The 20,451-nt window shown below is 49.0% G+C and carries 22 protein-coding genes; 10 read left to right on the top strand and 12 right to left on the bottom strand.

The window, feature by feature from the left end; genetic code table 11:
• Positions 1-9 precede the first annotated feature (9 nt).
• Genes MBEAL2_RS01625 through MBEAL2_RS01610 form a run of 4 tightly spaced genes read left to right on the top strand, consistent with a single transcriptional unit; the run spans position 10 to position 2,728 of the window.
• Positions 10-699 carry a glycosyltransferase family 2 protein gene (locus MBEAL2_RS01625; RefSeq protein ID WP_047150553.1) on the top strand — a complete coding sequence of 230 codons (690 nt, stop codon included), beginning with the start codon at positions 10-12 and terminating at the stop codon, positions 697-699.
• Between the two features lie 8 nt (positions 700-707).
• Positions 708-1,091, top strand: a complete 384-nt coding sequence (locus MBEAL2_RS01620) for a DUF2304 domain-containing protein (protein WP_047150552.1) — start codon at positions 708-710, stop codon at positions 1,089-1,091.
• Positions 1,078-1,452, top strand: coding sequence for a DMT family transporter (locus MBEAL2_RS01615; protein ID WP_047150551.1), 375 nt, complete (start codon positions 1,078-1,080; stop codon positions 1,450-1,452). Before MBEAL2_RS01620 ends, MBEAL2_RS01615 begins: the two co-directional genes overlap by 14 nt.
• A gap of 40 nt (positions 1,453-1,492) precedes the next feature.
• Positions 1,493-2,728, top strand: a complete 1,236-nt coding sequence (locus MBEAL2_RS01610) for a glycosyltransferase family 39 protein (protein WP_152667658.1) — start codon at positions 1,493-1,495, stop codon at positions 2,726-2,728.
• Positions 2,729-2,985: 257 nt separating this feature from the next.
• Here MBEAL2_RS01610 and murJ read toward each other — a convergent pair whose 3' ends face one another.
• Entirely contained in the window at positions 2,986-4,518 is a 1,533-nt protein-coding gene (gene murJ / locus MBEAL2_RS01605) for a murein biosynthesis integral membrane protein MurJ (protein WP_047150549.1), read from the bottom strand.
• A 173-nt stretch (positions 4,519-4,691) separates the two neighbouring features.
• Here murJ and MBEAL2_RS01600 point away from each other — a divergent pair, with 173 nt between their 5' ends.
• From MBEAL2_RS01600 to MBEAL2_RS28760, 4 genes are read left to right on the top strand one after another with little or no spacing between them, the layout of a single operon-like run.
• A complete protein-coding gene (locus MBEAL2_RS01600; protein ID WP_047150548.1) occupies positions 4,692-5,939 on the top strand; it encodes an O-antigen ligase family protein in 1,248 nt (415 codons plus the stop codon).
• Complete coding sequence (locus MBEAL2_RS01595) at positions 5,936-7,573, top strand: hypothetical protein (protein ID WP_047150547.1); 1,638 nt, start codon at positions 5,936-5,938, stop codon at positions 7,571-7,573. The genes MBEAL2_RS01600 and MBEAL2_RS01595 overlap by 4 nt, the downstream gene beginning before the upstream one ends.
• Positions 7,566-8,039, top strand: coding sequence for a hypothetical protein (locus MBEAL2_RS28765; RefSeq protein ID WP_052947358.1), 474 nt, complete (start codon positions 7,566-7,568; stop codon positions 8,037-8,039). The genes MBEAL2_RS01595 and MBEAL2_RS28765 overlap by 8 nt, the downstream gene beginning before the upstream one ends.
• Positions 8,036-8,410: a hypothetical protein gene (locus MBEAL2_RS28760; RefSeq protein ID WP_052947357.1), complete on the top strand. Its 375-nt coding sequence runs from the start codon at positions 8,036-8,038 to the stop codon at positions 8,408-8,410. Before MBEAL2_RS28765 ends, MBEAL2_RS28760 begins: the two co-directional genes overlap by 4 nt.
• Positions 8,411-8,455: 45 nt before the next feature.
• Here MBEAL2_RS28760 and MBEAL2_RS01585 read toward each other — a convergent pair whose 3' ends face one another.
• The 7 genes from MBEAL2_RS01585 to MBEAL2_RS01560 form a co-directional block, all read right to left on the bottom strand.
• Positions 8,456-9,856, bottom strand: coding sequence for a glycosyltransferase family 4 protein (locus MBEAL2_RS01585; protein WP_236692654.1), 1,401 nt, complete (start codon positions 9,854-9,856; stop codon positions 8,456-8,458).
• A 128-nt stretch (positions 9,857-9,984) separates the two neighbouring features.
• Complete coding sequence (locus tag MBEAL2_RS01580; RefSeq protein ID WP_047150546.1) at positions 9,985-11,280, bottom strand: nucleotide sugar dehydrogenase; 1,296 nt, start codon at positions 11,278-11,280, stop codon at positions 9,985-9,987.
• A 119-nt stretch (positions 11,281-11,399) separates the two neighbouring features.
• Positions 11,400-11,546, bottom strand: a complete 147-nt coding sequence (locus MBEAL2_RS31525) for a hypothetical protein (RefSeq protein WP_161798145.1) — start codon at positions 11,544-11,546, stop codon at positions 11,400-11,402.
• A 53-nt stretch (positions 11,547-11,599) separates the two neighbouring features.
• Entirely contained in the window at positions 11,600-12,004 is a 405-nt protein-coding gene (locus MBEAL2_RS01575) for a DUF350 domain-containing protein (protein ID WP_047150545.1), read from the bottom strand.
• Between the two features lie 117 nt (positions 12,005-12,121).
• Positions 12,122-12,790: a PspA/IM30 family protein gene (locus MBEAL2_RS01570; protein ID WP_047150544.1), complete on the bottom strand. Its 669-nt coding sequence runs from the start codon at positions 12,788-12,790 to the stop codon at positions 12,122-12,124.
• A 100-nt stretch (positions 12,791-12,890) separates the two neighbouring features.
• Positions 12,891-15,251 (bottom strand): endonuclease MutS2, encoded by a 2,361-nt coding sequence (locus tag MBEAL2_RS01565; RefSeq protein WP_047150543.1) that lies wholly within the window; start codon positions 15,249-15,251, stop codon positions 12,891-12,893.
• 112 nt (positions 15,252-15,363) lie between these two features.
• Entirely contained in the window at positions 15,364-16,641 is a 1,278-nt protein-coding gene (locus MBEAL2_RS01560) for an amino acid permease (RefSeq protein WP_047150542.1), read from the bottom strand.
• A 117-nt stretch (positions 16,642-16,758) separates the two neighbouring features.
• Between MBEAL2_RS01560 and MBEAL2_RS01555 the strand changes: the two genes are divergently transcribed.
• Positions 16,759-17,658: a LysR family transcriptional regulator gene (locus tag MBEAL2_RS01555; RefSeq protein WP_047150541.1), complete on the top strand. Its 900-nt coding sequence runs from the start codon at positions 16,759-16,761 to the stop codon at positions 17,656-17,658.
• On the opposite strand, the gene MBEAL2_RS01550 is transcribed toward MBEAL2_RS01555, so the two are convergent.
• Positions 17,659-18,867, bottom strand: a complete 1,209-nt coding sequence (locus MBEAL2_RS01550; RefSeq protein WP_047150540.1) for a GNAT family N-acetyltransferase — start codon at positions 18,865-18,867, stop codon at positions 17,659-17,661.
• Positions 18,868-18,990: 123 nt separating this feature from the next.
• On the opposite strand from MBEAL2_RS01550, the gene MBEAL2_RS01545 reads away from it, so the two are divergent.
• Positions 18,991-19,500, top strand: a complete 510-nt coding sequence (locus MBEAL2_RS01545; protein ID WP_047150539.1) for a PIG-L family deacetylase — start codon at positions 18,991-18,993, stop codon at positions 19,498-19,500.
• Between the two features lie 59 nt (positions 19,501-19,559).
• Here the strand turns inward: MBEAL2_RS01545 and MBEAL2_RS33455 are convergent, their stop codons facing one another.
• Genes MBEAL2_RS33455 through zapA form a run of 3 tightly spaced genes read right to left on the bottom strand, consistent with a single transcriptional unit; the run spans position 19,560 to position 20,450 of the window.
• Positions 19,560-19,805, bottom strand: a complete 246-nt coding sequence (locus MBEAL2_RS33455; protein ID WP_047150538.1) for a CvpA family protein — start codon at positions 19,803-19,805, stop codon at positions 19,560-19,562.
• Between the two features lie 32 nt (positions 19,806-19,837).
• Positions 19,838-20,125, bottom strand: a complete 288-nt coding sequence (locus MBEAL2_RS33450) for a CvpA family protein (protein WP_047150537.1) — start codon at positions 20,123-20,125, stop codon at positions 19,838-19,840.
• A 4-nt stretch (positions 20,126-20,129) separates the two neighbouring features.
• A complete protein-coding gene (gene zapA / locus MBEAL2_RS01530; protein ID WP_047150536.1) occupies positions 20,130-20,450 on the bottom strand; it encodes a cell division protein ZapA in 321 nt (106 codons plus the stop codon).
• Position 20,451 lies beyond the last annotated feature (1 nt).

Raw genomic sequence — 20,451 nt, 5'->3', positions numbered from 1 at the left:
GAAGATAACATGGCAAGCAACGTGCTTATTATTATCCCCGCCTATAATGAACAGGAAACGATATATAATACGGTTACAGCGCTGAAAAAAACAACAGATTTTGACTATGTTGTTGTAAATGACGGGTCGAAGGACAGAACCTCCCAGATTTTAAAAGAGAACGGTTTTAACCATCTTGATTTGCCAATGAATCTCGGAATCGGCGGTGCCATGCAGACAGGCTATAAATACGCGCTGCGCCAGGGATATGAATATGCCATTCAATTGGATGCAGATGGCCAGCATGATCCCAGAGATTTGAACAACCTCGTGCGGGAAATCAAACAGGATCGGTACGATATGGTCATCGGCTCCCGTTTCGTGGAAAAGAGCGGATATAAAGGGAGCCGGATGAGACGATTCGGCATCTTTTACTTTTACATGCTGATCCGGTTGTTTACGGGCCTGAAAGTTACGGATCCGACGTCGGGGTACCGTGTCGTCAACCGCAAAGTCATCGGGGAATTCGCTCACCATTATCCGATTGACTATCCGGAGGTCGAGGTTATTTTTTCGCTCGCCCGCAAGAAATACCGAATTAAAGAAATCAAAGTGGAAATGAAAGACAGGCAGGGAGGAAGCTCCTCCATTACTTCGCTTAAATCCATCTACTACATGGCTAAAGTTACCCTGTTCTCGCTCATTCGCCGGGCATTTTAGGAGGAACTATGAATACTGTTCAATGGATTGCAATTGCTGTAGCAGTTGCATTTTTGTTTCAAGTGTTTTTCTTTACAGGCAAGCACAAGATGAGAGATAAGGAGGCCTTCTTCTGGATTTTAATCGGAGCGGTAGGTCTCCTTGTTGCGCTCATGATTCCTTTTCTGAATACATTCGCAGGCTGGATCGGAATCTCTTACATGCCCACATTCGTCTTCATGCTCGCCTTCTTTGTCACCCTGACGATTTTAATCTATCAAACGACCGTGCTTTCTTCCCAGCAGGAGAAAGTTAAAAATCTAATTCAGGAGCTGGCTTATATGAAGAAGGAGATGGAAAGCATGCGGGAAGAAATGGGAAAAAAGGGGGAAAAGCAGCATGACGCTCACTAATTTTTTGCTTATTTTTCTTAATACGTGCATGCTTGTCGCCGGACAGTTTCTCTGGAAGTTCGGGCTGCAAAATCAAAAAGGGGGATTTGCATCCCTCTCTTCCATTGTGCAGACGATTTTCTCTCCATATATCCTGGGGGGAATCGCCATTTACGGGCTGACCACCATCCTCTGGCTCTTCATTTTAACCAGGGTCGAATTGAGTTTGGCTTATCCGATTCAAAGCCTGGCGTACATTCTTGGCATTGTCGGTGCGTATTACGCTTTCGGTGAGCCGCTGACCACGTCGAAAATCATCGGGTGTTTGCTTATTATGGCAGGTGTTTCCGTAATCGGTTTTTCCCCCCGCGCACTATCGTAGACATTAAACTTATTACAGAAGGGAGAAAAAATTGTTACGCATGATGAAAGGTATACAGACGAGTAAATCCATCTGGCTCATCTTAGGAATCATTGTCATTGTTGCAAGCCTTTTACGCGGAGCTTTTTTCATCCAGCAAATGCGCATTTTTCAGCTGTCCGGTGATGCCCTCAACTATCATATTATGGCGCACCAGCTTGTGGAGGACCACTTATACGGATATGCCCTTGCCCGTAAGTCGGGCGAGTCAAACTCCTACATTACGCCGGGCTATCCTGTTTTTCTTGCCGGTGTGTATTCTGTTATACAAGACCCTTATTTGCAAATAACGGCTGTTCGCCTTATCCAAATTGCAATTGGGGCGCTAACGCCGGTTTTCGCCTTCCTCTTTCTCCGCCGGATTTTCCGGCGCAACGACATCGGGATTGTTACGGCGCTGCTTATCGCTATTTATCCGCCGTTCGTGCAGGCTCCTGTCCAGCTCTTAACCGAAGTTCTTGCGATGGCGACCATGCTTTTATACTTATGGTTAATGACAGTAGCACTGGAAACGCGCAAATGGTCGTACAGCGTTCTGGCAGGCCTTATCTTTGCCGTTCAGATTTTAATCCGGCCCGTGATGCTGCCGCTTGCCATTGTGCCGTTTATTTACGCACTTGCTACGTGCTACCGCGGCAACATAGCCGGCCTGTTTAAAGTTGGCGTTCAGACAGCGATCGGTGTGCTTATTCTGATGCTGCCCTGGTGGATTCGCAACTACATTGTGCTGGACAAGCTGATTTTGACAGCTACCGGTTCCGCAAACCCTCTGCTTGCCGGAACGTACCCGAATATGGAGCACATGTTCGAGGATTTCAAGCGGGCGGGCTATACAAGTGCGGAGCAGAGCTGGTATGCAAAGAAACGAATCATTGAAGGATTCACGACCCAGCCGCTCGTTTTTCTGAAGTGGTACACGATTGGGAAGACGAAAGTCATGTTTCAGACCCCCTGGCTTTATCAGGAGTTGTACAAAACGCCTCCATTTTACGGCTTTAATCTCGCGTTCCATCCCATCGTGATGTGGACAGGCTTTGTCGGAATGCTTGTCGGATTGTTCACAAACCGGGTGATGCGTTTTCTGACGGTGTACGCTGCACTGTTCCTGTCTCTGTATTTAATTTTTATTCCGACGACCCGCTATGCGTATCAAGTGATCTTCTTCGTTATGACAGGAGCCGCTTTCCTCGTCTGCTGGCTGGCGGAGAAATTGTTCTATAGGAAAAAGACAATATGATTTATACAAAGAAAAGAGGGAAGGCGCTTCGCATGCGCTTTCCCTCTTTTCTTTATCATAGAACCGCAAGGTTCCAACGTCCAAGAAAAACATCGGGGGCGATGACGTCTCTTTTCTTTCCCCCTGTGGAGTGTGTCGAACATAGGGCGAAAAAGACCGGCAATTGTCTCCATCATTGAGATACCCAGATGTTTTGCCGGTCCGCCCGGCGTGAGACTAAGCGGCCGTCCAGCTTCCTCGAAGGGAAAGAACGATCGTCATGCCCGCGATGTTTTTCTTTTTACCTTCGCCAGCATCTCTTTTGCCAGCTCTTCCTTTAATAAGAGCAGGATAAGCAGGTACACACCGGCCCCAGCAGCGATAATAAAGGGGACGGAAAGCCAGAGCGGAATCCCTGCCAGAAGCAGCTTACCCAGCCACACAATGAGCCCCATTCCCGTGCTCGCTACAACCGCCTTCCCTGTAGAAACATAAAAGGAGGAAGAAAGAAGTTTCGAGCCGACTTTGCGGCGCAGCAGGAAAGCAAGAGCCATCGCGTTGCAGAAGGCGGATAAAGAAGCGGCGAAAGCAATGCCGCCGTGATCGAGCAGCGGGATGAACAAATTCACAAACAAAACATAAAGGACGATGGCTCCTGCCCCAAGCATCACCGGTGTTTTTGTGTCCTCCATTGCGTAAAATGCCCGGGTAAAAAGATCACGGAAGGCCAGTCCCAGAATGCCTAGACTGTAAAAAATAAGCGCCCACGCTGTTAGCGCCGTGTCTGCCGGCCCAAATTCGCCCCGCTCATAAAATAACGCCGTAATTTCAGCCGATAAAAGAATGAGTCCTACAGTGACCGGAAGCAAAAGAATGACTAAATACAAAAGCCCCTGTTCAAGGACGTGCTTCATCTGATCCATCTGCTGTTTTTTTACGTATTCAGCCAGCAGTGGAAAGAGCGGCAGTGTAAACGCTCCGACAAACACGGCCATCGGCACCTGCATAATTTGGTTGGCAAGCGTCAGTACCGTCAGCTTTGCTTCCCCGATGCCGGAAGCAAAGAAGCGCTCAAGAAACATCGTCAGCTGTGAAATCGTGGAGCCGATAACAATCGGAATGAGCCGTTCCCCCATCGCTTTCATTTCCGGGTCATTCAGGCGAAGGTTCAACCCTATCGAATAGTGAAAACGCCGAAGTGCCGGAACCATCACCAGGGCGAAACCGACAAAACCGAGCAAGGTTCCGAGGGCGAGACCTTGTATTTCCATAAACGGAACGAATACATAGTACGAAACGATGACAATGAGACTGTTTACAACCGTACCAAGGGAAGCGATAAAAAACTCATTGTGGACGTTCAGTACGCTGGAAAACAGGCTGAACAGGCCGATAAACAGCGCGGAAGGCGCCATGTAGCGAAACAGTTCCACCGTAAGCCGGTGCGTCTCCTCGCTAAAACTCGGAACCATAAGGGAAATAATTGGATCGGCAAAGACAAAGATTACGACTGTTAAAACGATAAAGAACACGGTCAACGCTGTTAGTACTTTATGGAAAAGAGCATTGGCCCCCGCTTCGTCACCGTCTATAATTTTTCCTTTTAATGTAGGAATTAGGATAGAATTCACCGCTCCGGGAACGACAAGCGACAGGGCAAGCGGAATCGTAAACGCGGCCGTATAGGCGGTAGACTCCATTCCCGTTCCGAATTGGTTCGTTAGAAACATATTGCGAATTAAACCAAGCAGCCGGCCCACCATGGTTACGGCTACAATAATAAAAGCGGATTTAAGAATCGAACCGGACATTGTACAAACTCCTTCTACTGTTGCTAAAATAATTCCGCTCCCATCTTACCGTATTTGTCTCACATCCGGCAATCCTTACTTCTGCCACTTGATTACCACTTGATTTTTAAAAGCAAGTATGTCGTAATTATATGTATTGATCTGTTGCTACTAGTAAGGAGGAAAGCTGTTTTATGCTTGAAAAAGGCAAACGACTACTGCTTAGTCAATCATTCTGGCTATATATTTTTCTCTCTTTCCCTATCGTAGATTACATTCTAAGGAATATCCTTCCTATTCCTGTCGTTTCTTCCCTTTGGGATGAAGGTGTAATGATTGTCCTTATTCTATTTGTTTTTTCCCACGTACGAGGAAGCAAACACGACCGTCCTCTTCCTTCTATAAAAATACCGCTTACTGCCTTCTTCATTATGGGGATTGCTTATCTTATTGCGGATATGGAGAACTTCGGGGCAAGCGTCGAAGGATTCCGGGCGACGTTTGAATATATCGTAGCCTTCTTTATCGGCTATCATTTATTCCGTTCGATGGGCCAGGCAAAAAAATCAATCTATGTGCTCGTCTTCGTCGCTGCCCTGGTCGGCTTCTACGGTGTCATTCAGCGCATTGTTGGCGTTGAAACCCCCTCCGACTGGTCTGATGCCAGCGAAGCGATTACAACCCGGGCTTTCTCGATTGTACAGAGTCCTAACGTGCTCGGAAGCTATATGATTTTAATGGCTCCGATAGCGGCCGGACTCGTTTTAATGAGCAAAACATGGAAACAGCGGATCATCTGGCTTGGCATGACGCTCATTATGCTGGCTGCGCTTCTCTTCACAGGTTCCCGCGGAGCCTGGCTGGCGCTAGCCGCGTCCATCGGCCTGCTTGGCATTATGTATGACCGCCGCATATTAATCGGAGGCTTAATTGCAGCCGTTCTTGTTGTTTTCCTTGTCCCTTCCGTTCAGCACCGCTTTACCAGCCTCTTCAGCCCGACCTATGTGGAAAAAAGCACGAAGGACGGGCGGATTGCACGCTGGGCGGGCGCATATGACATGATGCGCTACGAACCGTTATTCGGAAAAGGAATGGGCCACTACGGCGGCGCTGTTGCCGAGCGTAACTTCGGCACGATTTATGTGGACAGCTATTACTTTAAAACACTCGCTGAAACAGGCATTGTTGGACTGGCCCTCTTCTTCTGGCTTATGTTCACATTAATTAAAGAAATGCTTCGCTCCTGGCGTGCGGTGAAAACGAGAGGATACCAGTTTGTTGCTATAGGAATCTTCACCGGTCTCGTTGCCGTCATTTTCCACAACGGAGTAGAAAACATTTTTGAGGTTCCATTCATGAATGCTTATTTCTGGCTGCTGGCCGGCATGATTCTGTCTTTTCCTTTTTTAGAAAATAATAAAGGAGAAAATGGCAAGCTATGAACAAACATATAAAACCATTTGTTTTATGGGGCTTATACGCTCTCTATCTCTATTTCATGTATCATCTTGTTGTCACTCCTGCCTTGTTAGAGTTTTCTTATTACGGTTTGCTGGGGCTTCTGGTGCTGCTTGGACTTGTAATCTGGCTCTGCCCGCCCGGGTGGCGTAAAGAGCTGTTTACTTTTACTCTTTTATTTTTACTGCTGGCCAAGTCATTTGGAAGTATGGAACGAGTGAACGGGATCGCGTGGACCATTTTCTCCTATATCATTGTGCTGGCTATCGCCTTTCTTATTGCCCGCCTTTATGGAAAGTTATCTTATTCTTCCATCGTTTCCATGCTTCTTGTGGCGATCCTTTTGCATTCGATGTTTACAAGAAGCGAACTGCCGGTTCTTTCCCATTTCACAGAGAAATGGGCCTCCCGCAGCGTGTACGCCGGGGAAAAAGCAGATTCTTTTCCTGTACTGGTCCGTGACATAAACAACGACGGAAAAGCGGAAGTCATCACGCTTGGAAACGCGGAGGAGGAGCAGGCAAAAACAGATGCACTGCTTGCCAAAGGAATGTCGGAGAACGAAATCATTAAGATGAGAAGCCAAAAGCGGCAATTGGAGACAGAACCGCTCCACCTGTATGTTTATACATGGAATGGGAAAACAATGGAGCGCATTCCCGAAGCCAAATTAAACAAGGCTGCGCTGATGGCTATGATTCCAAATGAGCATATCAGCTTTCCTTATTATTATTTGAACAAACAGGGGGAACTTGTGCCACTTGTCCAGCGCCAGCAGCTCGCCGAGAGCATGCTCCAATTCGGAACAGCCCCTTTCCGTGCGCTGACGATGGACATTACGAATCTGGCTAAGCAGCTGGAGCAATCCGGCAATGTGATGGACAGAAAAGACACATTCCGTCCCGGCTCCTCGTTCTCGAAAGTTGCCATTTCAGATGGCGCCGTAAAAGGGAGCTTCAACGGAAAGCCTTTCACTATGCAGACGAATGCAACAAAAATTGTCGATACATTAAGGCTGCCCGGTAAAAAAGAAGGGCTTGTCCTCATTGGAGAAGACCTCGTTGTCGTCACCGTCGATAATCAAGGAAGGGGAAGCGTGGCCTACCGCCTGTCCCGCGACATGATTCAACAGATGGTAAATACAACGTTCCTTGTTGCCGATGTAGATAAAGACCAAACGGATGAAATTCTGATTTCCTCTCCGTACTCCCGCATTATTAAACCGGCTGCGGATGGGAAATGGTCCGTCCTCTGGACAGCGCGGGACAAAACCTTCCGCTTCCAGGATTATAACAAGGTTGGCAATGGGCAGGGGGAAGAACTGCTTACACTTGATAAAAGCTTAATTCGTGACAATCTCGTGCGCTATGTTTCCAGCTACCAATACAGCGATCAGGGACTACAAAGAAACTGGAAAATCTTCATGTCGCTCACTAATGTTCAAGCGGCTGATATCGACGGCGACGGTAAGAATGAGCTGATTGCGTCTATTGACAAACGGCACCGCATCCTCGTTCTTGAACAGCACCATATCCCGGTTGTTGCGATTTTATGCGGAATCACCGCATTGCTTATTATTAGTTTAGCTGTAAGGAGGGTGCGCACTCGACATGTTTAAAAAAGGATTTCTTTCACTATGCTGCTTGCTTCTTTTAAGCGCGTGCACCTATCCGTCAGGAGAAAAAAGCTTATCCGCCGTTCCGGGCGATACTAAAAAAGAAAAGACGGTTCAGGAGGAAGAAGGCAAGCTGATGGCGCCTGGCGAAGCGCAGGCATTAGTCGAGGCCGCTTTAAAGGCCTCCCAGAGCGACGCAGCGCAGAAGTTCTGGTATGACGGCTACATTGCCAATAATCTGCAGGACCGCAGAACAACAAGCATGTACCAGGGAATTGTCGTTCGCCCGGATAAGTATCTCGTGAACGGACGGATGGCCGGACAATCGTTCCGTTATTACAAAATTGGGGATAAGGCATATTTCCACAATGGAGTCCAGTGGATGAATGCGGAAAAACAGACGTTCCTTTTTAATCCGCTCCAGGCTTCATGGATTGGGCGCCTTTATTCAATAACGCAAAGCAAATGAGTGACCAAGAGCTGCTTAGCAAACCGTGTACCCGCATCCAAATCCAGATGAAAGCAAAAGAATGGCTGGATCGAAGCAATACGCCGTTATTCGCTCAGGTAAACGAGCTGCGTAAAAACAACCCGAACATCGAAGACATTCTGGCGAAAACAACGGTAAAGATGACGCTGTGGATCGGTAAAGAGGATCACCTCCTTTACCAGTACCAGACGTGGATTCGGATGCCGATTCCTGCCGCGGGCTTTATGGATCAGGAAACGATGTTCCGTTTCTTCAAATACAATGATCCGGGAATTAAAGTAAAAGAACCGGCAGACATTGAAAAATACATTAAAAATCCGAAGGCGGATCAAAGTAAAGACCAGGGATAACTAAGGAAAAAAGGAAGGCACGCTGAATTGTGCCTTCCTTTTTGCTTACCTTATAAGCTCGTCCATAAGTTCACCGAGCATCTGCGCCTGAATGCGCCGGTTGTAGATGGCCAAATCACCGTCCTCCGCACGCTGCATAATATCGTTCCCGCGCTCTTTATCGCCTGTCTTATCCCGCTTCCACTCTTCATACTGCTTTAAGAAGGCTCGCTTAATCTCTTGTTTGTCCAGCGGATTTACGACTTCACCAAGCTCAAACTTACGAATGATGTTTGTTGATTCCCCTTCAACCGACAGGGCCAGTATCGGGTGGCCGATTGCCATGTATTCGTACAATTTCCCCGGAATATAAACACCGGAGCCTGGGGCTGTATCGCCGATAAGCATGAGGACATCCGCGCCCTTCATCATTGACAGCGCCTGCTTATGCGGCAGGTTCCCCATCACCTCGACGACGTCTTCCAGCCGCAGGCGGTGAACGGCATCCATATTGTCCGTATAACCCGGATAATCAAACACGCCCGCAAATTGAAGTTTGAGCTGCTGCCTGTCGATTTTCCCTTCCTCGATTAATTCCGCCACTGCCTGAAGGAGAAGCCGCGGATTTCTCTCTTTATAGAAAATTCCAGGATAGGCAAGCGTAAACTTACCGTCCTGCGGCGGCTCTTCAATGTGGCGGTAATCTTCCGGGTCAAATCCGTTATGTATGACCTCAATCCGCTTGATTTCCCGGGCAAACTTCTTCGTGAAGTTTGCCGCAAACCCGTGCGTAACCGTGGTGACAGCGTCCGATTCGGCCATCACGCTCCGTTCCATTCTCTCTTCCCACGCTTCACGCCAGGCCACACCGGAACGGTGCATGTTTTGCGTCCACGGATCGCGAAAATCCGCAATCCACTTAATTCCTGTTTTCCGCTTTAGCTTACGGGCTACCAGGTGGCACGTATACGGTCCTGAAGTAGAGAACATCACAGGGATGTTATATTTGCGAATGACTTCTTCCCCGACCTTCACTGCATCCGGCAGCCAGCCAATCATGTCATCCGGAATCGTGAGTGTGTTTTTTACTTTCTTCAAAACCGGGACGACCTGCTGTTTGATGAGCCGTTTCACACCGGACGCCTGAGCACCGCCGCTGCTCGAAGCATTCTTTTTCGGTGTCTCCGCCTGTACGGGCCGCATGCTTTTGATAAGATTAAACTCTTTTGCTCGATGAACGATGACGTTCGCGGGCAGCTCCTTGAGCAGGGAATTATCCCTTGTTGCGTGGTAAACGTCCGGTGCGGTCAGGACATGCACCTCCCAGCCGCTTTCCGCCAGATACTTGGCCATTTTTAATGGGCGTGGAACTCCACCTCCCCCAATCGGCGGGAAAAGGTAGGAAACAAGCAGCATTCTTTTCGCCGGATTTTCTCCGGCTGAACTGTTGCGGGCATTCATCATCATGAAACATCCTTTCTAAATCGAGAAGAACATTGGGACCGTACGGTCCTATAATAGGAATCTTACTTTATGACTCTAAAACAACATATATTATCCTATACTACGAAGAAAGAGAAGCCAAAAGGCTTCTCTTAAATTCGAAGTAAAGCAGCCCTATCAGATACGCTGCGGGGGATGCGGTTTTTCCCATCCAGAAGAACCGGATTCTCGTTCATTATATCAATGGCTTCCGGCCAGTTGATGTCAAGGAACTGCTCCTGTACTGTAAGATAAATAAGCGCGTCAGCCCCGCGCAGTGCCTCTTCGAGGCTATCGACCTTATAATCATAACGGGAAGGGACAGCCGGGTCAAAAGCCGCTACCTGGACTCCAGATTCCTGAAGCAGTTGAACAAGGTGATGCGGCGGGCTAATCCGGTCATCATTTGAGAAGTCTTTCATGGCAAGGCCGAGGACAGCTACCTTGCTTTGGGCCAGTGTTTTCCCCTGCTTTTGCAGCTGTTCTTCTACCATGTGGACGAGCACCTGCGGTACGCTGTCATTGATTTGCCGTGCCTTTTCAAGCAGATCCAGATTCACGCCGATTTCCTTTGCTTTCGGCAGCAGGTAATACAGCGCGTTAGGCAGGCAATATCCTCCGACGCCAGGGCCTGGGTTCAGCAGGTTTACCCGCGTATGGGTATTCGCAACACGAATCAGTTCGAATGTATCAATCCCCGCTTTTTCAGCAAAGCGCGCGAATTGCTGCACCATCGCGATATTTACATCACGCTGTACGTTTTCGATAACTTTAGACGTTTCCACTACTTTAATATCGGAAATGGTTACTTCCGCTTCGGTTACGAAGGCGAGAACCTCATGGGCGCGGCGGGCGCTTTCTTCAGTAATTCCCCCCATGGCCAGCGGCATATGAATAAATTCCTCAAACGCCCGGCCCTCCGCAATCCGCTCGGAAGCGTAAGCAAGGTAGAAATCTTCTCCGGCTGTAAGCCCGCTTTTCTCAAGAAGAGGGCGCACCATTTCTTCCGTTGTTCCCGGTATAACAGTGCTGCGCAAAATGACGGTATCACCCTTCTTTAATACAGCAGCAAGCGATTCGCATGCGCTCGTTAAATAACTCATTTCCGGGTCACCGTTTTTCACAGGGATTCCTACGGTAATAATATAATTGGTTACTTGCGATGCCGCTTCTTTATAGCTGGTGGTCGCCTGAAAACGGCCTGCCGCAAGCTGTTCCTGCAGGATTTGCGCCAGTGATTTTCCTTCAAAGTATTCTAAATGGTGGGATTTCCCTCCATTAATTTCCTGAATAAGCGCTTCGCTTACGTCAAGCCCTACAACATTCGCTCCTTTACGAGCATAGCTTAACGACAGCGGAAGCCCGATAAAGCCCAATCCAATGACTGCAATATCGAGTGATTTTTCCATGACAATCTCCTCCGACCTCTCGGCACATTTACTGCGATTATGTTCCATGATAAACGTAACTATTTTACCATATATAAAAGAAAAGAACGATGATGTTTTCGTCCCTATACTGCCACTTATTAACGGAACACAAAATATAAAATCCCCGCAAGAATAAAGAGTACAGACACCGTGGCCAGGATCTTCGCTAGTTTATCAAGCATTCTTCGTCCCCCCTGCCACGCGGCTGCAGTGGCGGTATAACAAACATCTCGCCCATTATACACCAGTCTTCTCCTTCTATCAATCATACCGCCATACCTGCACGAAGGAGCCGATGTTATGTAATGCTTGCGCCGATTACAAAGGAAATACCCACAGAAATAATCATCGAAAGCAGGCCGACCGCACGGTTATCGGCGGCGATTTCTTCGTCGACATTAAACATCGGGGTGAGAAATTCAAACACAAAATAAGCGATAATAAGCAGCAAAAAACCATATGTACTCCAGAGAAGCGTATGGCCGATACCGTCATTATGTTCGATAGAATAACGAATAATATTGCAAATGCCAAAAATTTTCCCTCCGGTTGCCATGGCCACCGAAAGATTCCCCCGCTTTATTTCTTCCCAGTCCTTATACTTCGTTACCATTTCAAAAATAGCGAGGAAGATAACGACGGCAAGCAGAGCCGCTGCAAAGTAGGCAGCTGTCGATACGTATGGATTCGATAAAAAAACCAACCTATTCCCTCCTTTCTTCCAATAAAGATGTACAATATATAAGGACCGCCACACCCTACTGTTTGCAGAAGGAATGTGGCGGCATCAGCAATCGCTATCCACTTTCTCATGTGGATGTTACTCTTTCCTGGCAATCCGGGCCTTTAAAGCAGCGAGCTCTTCATCGACATCGTCTTTTCCGATTGCTTCTAATTCTTCATCCAGGCTTCTGTTTCTTCCTTTCAGCTCTTCACTGGCCTCAGCTTCGGCCTCCAGCTGCATAACTCTCTCACTCATCCGGTCAAAGCCTTTGGCTGCGTTGTCTTTTCCAAATCCGGACATAGCCTGGTTAATCTGTTTTTGCGCCTTCGCGGCTTCGGCCCGGGCAACGAGCATATCCTTCTTGTTTTTCATTTTCTGGAATTCGTCTTTCATTTCACCAAGCTGTTTGCGCAGGTGATCCGCATTCGACTTCGCATTATCATATTGAAGCTTGAAATCATCTGATTTCTGCTGGTGCTCCTTCTTGTCAACGAGGGCGCGGCGGGCGAGTTCTTCGTCCCCCGCTTCCAATGCTTTAATGGCCTGTGCTTCCCTTCTTTCCGCCATTTCCAGAGCATCTTCATACTGCTGCCTCATTTTCTTCTCAACGGCAATCTGTCTGGCGACCGCAACTTCCGCATCGGCGATATCCTGTTCCATATCGCGCAAATACTGATTCAGCATTTTTACCGGGTCTTCCGACTTGTCAATCAAATCGTTAATGCTCGCCATTGTCACGTCACGCAACCGTCTAAAAATACTCATGCTATCAGCACCACCTTCATTATTGTATGGATAACACCTGATACGCTGGCAGCCGGATCTTACCGTTCTTTACGCAAATCAACCATGACAGTTTCAAAAATTATTTCAACTCAACAATGGTGGCACCAAGGCCGCCTTCTCCTTGCCCGCCATAGCGGAACGATTTAACCAGGCGGTGCTTTTTCAAATATTTCTGCACCCCAATCCCCAGCAATCCCGTTCCTTTTCCGTGGACGATTGAAACCTGATGGAGCCCTCCAATAAGCGCCTCATCAAGGTATTTATCGATTTGTAAAATGGCATCTTCCACATTATTCCCACGAATGTCCAATTCCATTTTTACCGGGTCACGTGTCGAGCGAATCTTGGTAATTTGGTGTGTGACTTGCGGTTTTGCCGCTTTGAGCTTTTCAAGGTTATCCGCTTTTACGTTCATCTTCACAATCCCGATTTGAACCTGGAACTCTTTATCGTTAATCTTATCTACAATTTCCCCTTTTTGGTTAAATGAAATCACGCGGACTTCGTCGCCAATTTCAAGCGGCTGCTGGTTAAGGGGAACGTTGTTTTGCTTCGGTTTTTTCTTCTTGCGCAGGCCCGGCGTCGCTTCCTCAAGCTTCTTCCGCGCTTCAATCAGCTTGTGCTCCTTAATTCCGGCCCTCTCTTCGAGTGCAAGCTGGCGCAGGCCGGAGATAATATGCTCGGCTTCTCGCTGCGCTTTTTCCACCGCTGTGCGGGCTTCTTCCTCCGCTTTCTCGTATAGCCTGTCTTTCCTCTCGTCAAGCTCGTTAAGCTCTTTATCGATTTGCCTTCTTGCCTCTTCAAGCTGCCGGCGCAGTTGTTCTGCCTCTCTGCGCTCCGCCTCCGCCTTCCGCTGATTCTCTTCAAGCGAAGCGATCATCGTATCGAGCTCGGTTTCTTCTGTCTTCACTAAATCTCTTGCCTGATCGAGGACCTTTTCCGGCAACCCCAGGCGAGAGGCGATCGCAAAGGCATTGGAGCGTCCCGGAATGCCCACAAGCAGGCGGTATGTCGGGCGAAGCGTTTTTTCATCAAATTCCACGCTTGCGTTGATGACCTGCGGCCGCTCATACGCGTACGCCTTAAGCTCGCTGTAGTGAGTTGTTGCAACAATGCGGGCGCCGCGCTGGTGCACATAATCGATAATCGCCATCGCAAGGGCCGCGCCTTCTGTCGGATCCGTTCCCGCACCCAATTCATCGAACAGGATAAGGCTGCGGTCGTTTACTTTTTGCAAAATACCGGAGATGTTGGTCATGTGGCTGGAGAACGTACTGAGGCTCTGTTCAATGCTTTGTTCATCCCCGATATCCGCGTAGATTCCTTCAAATATAGTTAGAACCGAGCCTTCTTCGGCCGGTATTTGCAGCCCGGACATCGCCATGAGAGAAAACAGGCCCATCGTTTTTAAGGAAACGGTTTTCCCCCCTGTATTAGGGCCGGTAACGACAATCGCCGTATAATTGCTCCCCAGTTCCACGTCAATCGGTACAACGTGGTCAGCCGGAATGAGCGGGTGCCGTCCCTTCTTAATCCGCAAGTACCCCTCGTCATTTAGAACAGGCCGGCTCGCTTTAAGGGAGTAGGCATAGGACGCCTTAGCAAAAATAAAGTCCGCCTCTGCCAGGCACTCTACGTTGTGCAGCAGGACGTCCGAAACTTCCGCCACCCGGGCGGAAAGGGCAAGCAGGATTTTTTCAACTTCCCGCTCTTCCTTTAGCCGCATTTCCCTTAATTCATTATTGATGTTTACAACGGCTTCCGGCTCAATAAACAACGTTGCCCCCGAAGCAGACTGGTCATGGATAATCCCGCCGAACGCATGGCGGTACTCCTGCTTTACAGGAATGACAAAACGATTATTACGAATCGTAATAATCGCATCCTGCAGCATTTTCTGCGTATTAGCATTCCGAATCATCTGTTCCAGCTTCTCGCGCACTCTTCGTTCTGCGCCTCGAATCTGGGAGCGTACCTGCGCCAGCACAGGGCTTGCCGAGTCGACAACCGTTCCGTTCTCATCGATCGCCCGGTTGATCTCATCCTCCAGCCCCTGAAGTCTTTCTACCTGCCCCAGAAGCTCTTCGAGAAGCGGCAGCGGGTCCTTTTCGGTAATGCTGTTAATAAACCCTTTCAGCCTTCCTCCTCCATACAAAGTGGAGGCAACATCGAGAAGCTCTGCCGTATTCAACATACCGCCCATGCCCGCCCTTTTACAGGCCGGGCGGATATCGCGGATGCCGCCGAGCGGAACAGTACCCCGCAGGCGGAGCGCGGTGCTTCCTTCCTCTGTCGCCTGCTGGCGGCGCTGTACTTCTATATAATCCGTTGACGGTGCAAGCTGTTCTATTTTTTCCCTTCCAAGCGAGGAAGAGGCTTTTGCGGAAAGCTGTTCGAGCACCTTGTCAAATTCTAATGTAGTAAACGTGCGTGCTTCCAAGAGAAATCCCCTTTCATCATTGAATCGGAAACAGTATCATTCCGACCCTTCAAGTACCCTGCTACCTTTCTATTATATCATTTGATGCGGGTCAAATTCTCCGGGTTTCATCTCATATTGTATGTTTTAAAGGCACTTTTTTCATCACTGTTCGTTTAGCCGCCCAGATGCCGCCGATAATGGCGATGGGATAAAGAATCGCCCAGCCAACAAACGGAAAAACAAGCGCGGTCAGAATAAAAGACAGCCAGCTCATTCCGACTCCCCAGCGGTTCCCCTTAAGCAGGCGAATGCCGGCTGCACACCCTCCAAGATACGTAAGGATGAAGGTCGCATTCGGAAACTGGATGAGCGTTGTTAACGAAACGGCATGGCTTCCGTACAGAAAGAGCACAACCGCAAAGCAAAGCGTAAGAAATCCGAGTCCGCCTGCCGGTGTGCCGTATTTTTGCGATACTGCGCCAAACCATTTCGGCGCTTCTCCCTCTCTCGCCAGCGCGTAGGCCAGGCGTGAGGCGGCACCGGCATAAGCGATAACCGTAGCCGTGCAGATGAATACACCGGTTAACCCGGCAAGCACATTCCCCCACGAACCGAGCATCCCGCTGATGACGAGGACAAGCGATGCATCCGACCCCGCATGGCCATAGCTGTGTGTACCAACAGCGGCAAGCGCCGTGAGAAAATAAAGAACACCAACAATGACAGCCGCAATCGAAACACCCTTCACCGCTTCCCGCTGCGGGTCCACAAACTCTTCTGACAGATGGGACACCGCTTCCCAGCCGATAAAACACCAGAATAGAATCGCGGCCGCCTGGCCGACACTAACCCAGCCATGGGGCATGAATGGCGTGAAATGAACCGCTTGAATGCCCGGTGCCGCCCCCACAATAGCAAGGATAAGCACAGCGACAATGGCCAGTACAACGGCTACCTGAACCTGTCCGGCAATCTTCATTCCCACCAGATTGATAATAAGGGATACAAGCAGCATGACAGCCGCGATGATAACCCGCACCTGCTCACTCCAGCCAAAGGCAACGGTCATATATCCTGCACCCGTCAGTGCGGCGACCGGGGCTCCGATCGGGACGGACATAAGAAAGAACCATCCGATGAGGGTTCCGGCCCGCGGCCCGAATGCCCGCGTGACAAAGTGGGAAACCCCTCCCGCATTTGGATATTTTGCCGAAAGCAGCCCCATCGACAGCGCCATCGGCAGCACAAGAAGAGTCATAAGCCCCCACGCCAGCAGCGACGCAGGTCCGGCAATTTCGGCCGCAAGCCCGGGAACGAGCAGAACACCCGAACCAAGCACGGCGCCAATATAAAGGGCGATCGCCTGCGGCAGCCCGATCGAACGCTTTAATTTCGTATGATTTTCCACAATGAATTCCTCTTTTCCCCTTGTATTTTTCTCTATCCTAACAGATAATCAAATCATCAGTAAAACGGATAGTTTCGATTTGATTCATCACAAAAAACGATGGAAGGGGATAAAGGGATGGAATTTCGCCAGCTCCATACGTTTAAAGTGGTCGCTGAGGTAAAAGGATTTACGAAAGCAGCGGAGATGCTTGGCTATGCACAGTCCAGCGTAACCGCCCAAATTCAGGCGCTGGAAGAAGAGCTTCGCACGCCGCTGTTTGACCGGCTGGGCAAACGGATTATGCTTACCTCAGCCGGGGAACGGCTTCTTCCCTATGCGCTCGAAATTCTCAAAATGCATGATACGGCAAAGGAAGTGATTTCTGTCGGAGGAGTTCCAAGCGGAGCGATAACGATCGGCGCTCCAGAATCTCTCGCTGCTTTCCGCCTTCCTGCCATCATACGTAAATATAAAGAGAAGTACCCGCAGGTCAAAATCACCCTTAAACCAGGGGTCTGCTGGGAGCTTCGCAATCTTGTCCGCAGCGGAGAACTCGATCTTGCCTTCCTGCTCGAACCTGAAGCCCAGGAAGAGGACCTGGGCGTCCAGACGCTTGTCATTGAAAAGATGGCTCTCGTCGCGCCTTCATCCCACCCACTGGCGGGGCGGAACCGGGTCGAACCGGAGCATCTAAAAAATGAAACGATTCTCCATACCGAACCCGGCTGCAGCTACCGCGCGCTTTTCGAAAAACACCTGAACAGCCACGGCGTCTACCCCAATCCGGACCTTGAGTTCTGGAGCATTGAGGCGATTAAAAACTGTGTCATGTCGGGTCTGGGTTTGTCCTTCCTGCCGCTGATCGCAGTGGAGTCGGAAATACAAACCGGGAAGCTTGCTGCCCTTGCATGGGATGATCGCTCCCACAGAGTCGCCACCCAGATTGTCCACCATAAGAAAAGATGGCGTTCTCCGGCATTGGAAGCATTCCTTTCTCTCGTTAACGACCACGCTGAAGGCTGGAGAAGCGAGTAATTAAAACCGATCCGGCTTCCACAGGATTGAACCCGGTTCAGGAAACAAAACCTGCAGGAGCGCATTTTCACGCACGTTTTGATCTTCTGCGTGCTGCGCTCCCCGCAGTACCATCTTCAGCCATTCTCCTTCCGTTACCTCGATTTTATTTTCATATATTTCAGTTCGGCCTCGTTCTTCTATCTCTGCTTTTTCTCCTATAATAACCAGCTGTGTATCATACCCGGTAATCCGTATCGCCGTACGGCTATGGACAAGCTCTTGGAATATCCGCCCCTCCTTCAGAATTCGTTTCGTCAGCAAAGCGGTGACCTTCCTAAAAAACTCCCTTTCGTTTAGCACCCGCCACATTGCTTCTCCGCTTTTTTCTGGCTGTATCCCCTGCTCTTCAAGCACCCGGGCAAGTACGTGGCCGGCGGGAACAGCCAGCCGGGCGCTTTCTGCTGCAGGGTGCCTCTGTATTATTTCTTTCACAAGGGAAAGAGCTGCTGCTTCTCCTCCCTCGGCATAACATAGCTCCTGGATTTGCATCTTGCTCTCGTTCGTATTGCCTGTCCATATATAGGCGATGATCCGGCCTGACGACTCTTTAGCGGTAAGAAAATCGGCGTGTGGGTCATTGGCACGGTTCATTAGCTTCTGCCAGTATTCCTCCGTCCGTATGCGCGCGCCTGTTCGATGTTTATTGCAGGAACGGTATACTTGACGGACTCCGTCTAGATCCTGATCTGAAAAACTTGCTATGGTGTATGCAAAGGCTGGGTCTGTATGTAGCTGTATGTTTTTTAATGGTAAGTTATAAAACAACTCTTCCACCGTGTGCCAGCCTGCTTTTTCATAAAAAGCAGGAATTCCTGTGTAGAGAAGGGATAAGTCATAGCCCTGCTTGCGCATCCACTTTATCTGTTCACGCAAAATCGCATGGGTCAGGCCTCTGCCCCGGTACTGCGGCAGGGTGGCGACATTGCCGATGCCGGCGATTTTCACTTGTATATCGCTCATCCACGCCTGATAGGGGAAAATCTGAACAGCAGCTCCAATTTCACCCTCTACAGCAGCCACCCACGTCGTTTCCGGGTCATACTTCTCCTCGCTTTGCAGGCGGCGCTCAAAAAATTGCTTTTCTTCAGGAAAAGCGGTTTCCCACACGCGGTACACTGTCTCCAGTTCCTGCTCGTCTTTAATAGGCCGAACGGTAATTTCCTCCATATCGTATCCTCCCTTACTTTGCTCTTCTACTGCCTATACCTCGCAAATCAGAAGGGTAACCCTCTCCTGGCGGAAAAGCGGGTAAGGAAGAGTATCAATCGTGTAAAAGGAGCCTGATACGATATGGAAATTAATAAATTAATGATCGTCGCACACCCGGATGATGAAATTATGTTTGGCGGACACGAACTGATCAGGGAAAAAGGCTGGAAGGTTATCTGTATTACGGAAAAGGAAAACCCGGTTCGTTCCAGGGAGTTTGCCCGGGCGATGGAAATGGTCGGAGCGGAATACGAAATGTGGAACTATGATGATGCGTGGACGGCGCATGTAAACCGGCCTCAGCTTGAAAAAGACCTGGAAAAAGCCGTTAATGAACGATCCTATGAGAGGATCGTGACACACAATTTGCACGGGGAATACGGCCATCCGGAACACCAGGCGCTTGCGGAAATGATGGAGAAAATCGTCAGGGAAAATCTCTATGTGTTTGATTTGTCGCTGGACGAAATTTTACCGATTGATATTTTAAAACGCATCCTGGAGATTTCAGAAGTGTACGAGAGCCAGCTGCATGCTTTCGAACAGCTAAGCAGATATCTTGTTAAAGCGAGAGTCGTGCGGATCAGGTAAAATAAATGCCGCCCTGACACAACATAGGGCGGCGTTTTTCTATAAAACATTTTCTTACCTTAGACCGATGCATCTTTTTTCTTGGGCTGGTTGCCTATCATGTCCTTCAGCCACGCTCCCATTGCAGGAGAATATTTTACCGAGTAGGATGCAAAAGCCGATCCTTCCATCGTCTTATGCACGGAAGGAAGGGGAAGCGAATAGGCGATAACAAGCAAAATAAACAGGATAAGGCCGCTTTTCAGGAAGCCGACAACACCGCCTGCCACCCCGTTGATAAGGGAAAGGACCGGCAGCTTTGCCACGTTGTTAATGGCGCCTCCAATAAGGCGAACGATCAGCCTGTTAGTGAGGCGAGAATAAAGAAAGCGATGACGTTGTACAATCCATGCTGGACAAAAGGAAGTTCTCCGATCGCAGAAAAAGACCCTGCCGACTGAAGTTTTGATAACGGAAACCATTCCATCAGTTTAACTGCCAACTGTTTATAGTAAAAGAAAGCAACAGCAAAAGACAGAACGAGTCCTGCTAATTTAACAAGTTGAAGCACAAGTCCCTGGCGGTATCCACTCCATATGCTCAGTAAAAGGATGACAATGAGGATTCCGTCCAATATATTCATCATTTTTCTACTCCTTATCTTCTTTATTATTGATTTCTTCCACCGGCTCTTCGATGGGGTCTTCTTCCTCCTGTGTGCTTCTTTCAAGCAGCGCAATTAATTCTTCATATTCCATCCGGAGCCTGAAATATTCGTCGGCCATGTTGATGGCTGCGAGCACAGCAAGTTTATTTGTATCGAGGCGCGGGTTCCCCGTCGCGATCTGTCTCATTTTATCATCTACATATCCGGCCACCATACGCATGTGTGAGGAACTGCTGTCACCTTTCATCGTATAGTACTGGCCATATATTTCAACAGTAACCCGTTCCTTGTTTTCTTTCGGCACA

The sequence above is a fragment of the Aneurinibacillus tyrosinisolvens genome (genome assembly GCF_001015055.1).
Classification (GTDB): Bacteria; Bacillota; Bacilli; order Aneurinibacillales; family Aneurinibacillaceae; genus Aneurinibacillus_A; species Aneurinibacillus_A tyrosinisolvens.
Note: the sequence above shows the minus strand (reverse complement) of the source record. Positions and strands in the feature narration are given on the sequence as shown.

Coding starts and splice junctions, on each gene's coding strand:
- MBEAL2_RS01625 (WP_047150553.1), top strand. CDS start 10: ATGGCAAGCAACGTGCTTATTATTATCCCCGCCTATAATGAACAGGAA.
- MBEAL2_RS01620 (WP_047150552.1), top strand. CDS start 708: ATGAATACTGTTCAATGGATTGCAATTGCTGTAGCAGTTGCATTTTTG.
- MBEAL2_RS01615 (WP_047150551.1), top strand. CDS start 1,078: ATGACGCTCACTAATTTTTTGCTTATTTTTCTTAATACGTGCATGCTT.
- MBEAL2_RS01610 (WP_152667658.1), top strand. CDS start 1,493: ATGATGAAAGGTATACAGACGAGTAAATCCATCTGGCTCATCTTAGGA.
- murJ (WP_047150549.1), bottom strand. CDS start 4,518: ATGTCCGGTTCGATTCTTAAATCCGCTTTTATTATTGTAGCCGTAACC.
- MBEAL2_RS01600 (WP_047150548.1), top strand. CDS start 4,692: ATGCTTGAAAAAGGCAAACGACTACTGCTTAGTCAATCATTCTGGCTA.
- MBEAL2_RS01595 (WP_047150547.1), top strand. CDS start 5,936: ATGAACAAACATATAAAACCATTTGTTTTATGGGGCTTATACGCTCTC.
- MBEAL2_RS28765 (WP_052947358.1), top strand. CDS start 7,566: ATGTTTAAAAAAGGATTTCTTTCACTATGCTGCTTGCTTCTTTTAAGC.
- MBEAL2_RS28760 (WP_052947357.1), top strand. CDS start 8,036: ATGAGTGACCAAGAGCTGCTTAGCAAACCGTGTACCCGCATCCAAATC.
- MBEAL2_RS01585 (WP_236692654.1), bottom strand. CDS start 9,856: ATGATGATGAATGCCCGCAACAGTTCAGCCGGAGAAAATCCGGCGAAA.
- MBEAL2_RS01580 (WP_047150546.1), bottom strand. CDS start 11,280: ATGGAAAAATCACTCGATATTGCAGTCATTGGATTGGGCTTTATCGGG.
- MBEAL2_RS01570 (WP_047150544.1), bottom strand. CDS start 12,790: ATGAGTATTTTTAGACGGTTGCGTGACGTGACAATGGCGAGCATTAAC.
- MBEAL2_RS01555 (WP_047150541.1), top strand. CDS start 16,759: ATGGAATTTCGCCAGCTCCATACGTTTAAAGTGGTCGCTGAGGTAAAA.
- MBEAL2_RS01550 (WP_047150540.1), bottom strand. CDS start 18,867: ATGGAGGAAATTACCGTTCGGCCTATTAAAGACGAGCAGGAACTGGAG.
- MBEAL2_RS01545 (WP_047150539.1), top strand. CDS start 18,991: ATGGAAATTAATAAATTAATGATCGTCGCACACCCGGATGATGAAATT.
- MBEAL2_RS33450 (WP_047150537.1), bottom strand. CDS start 20,125: ATGATGAATATATTGGACGGAATCCTCATTGTCATCCTTTTACTGAGC.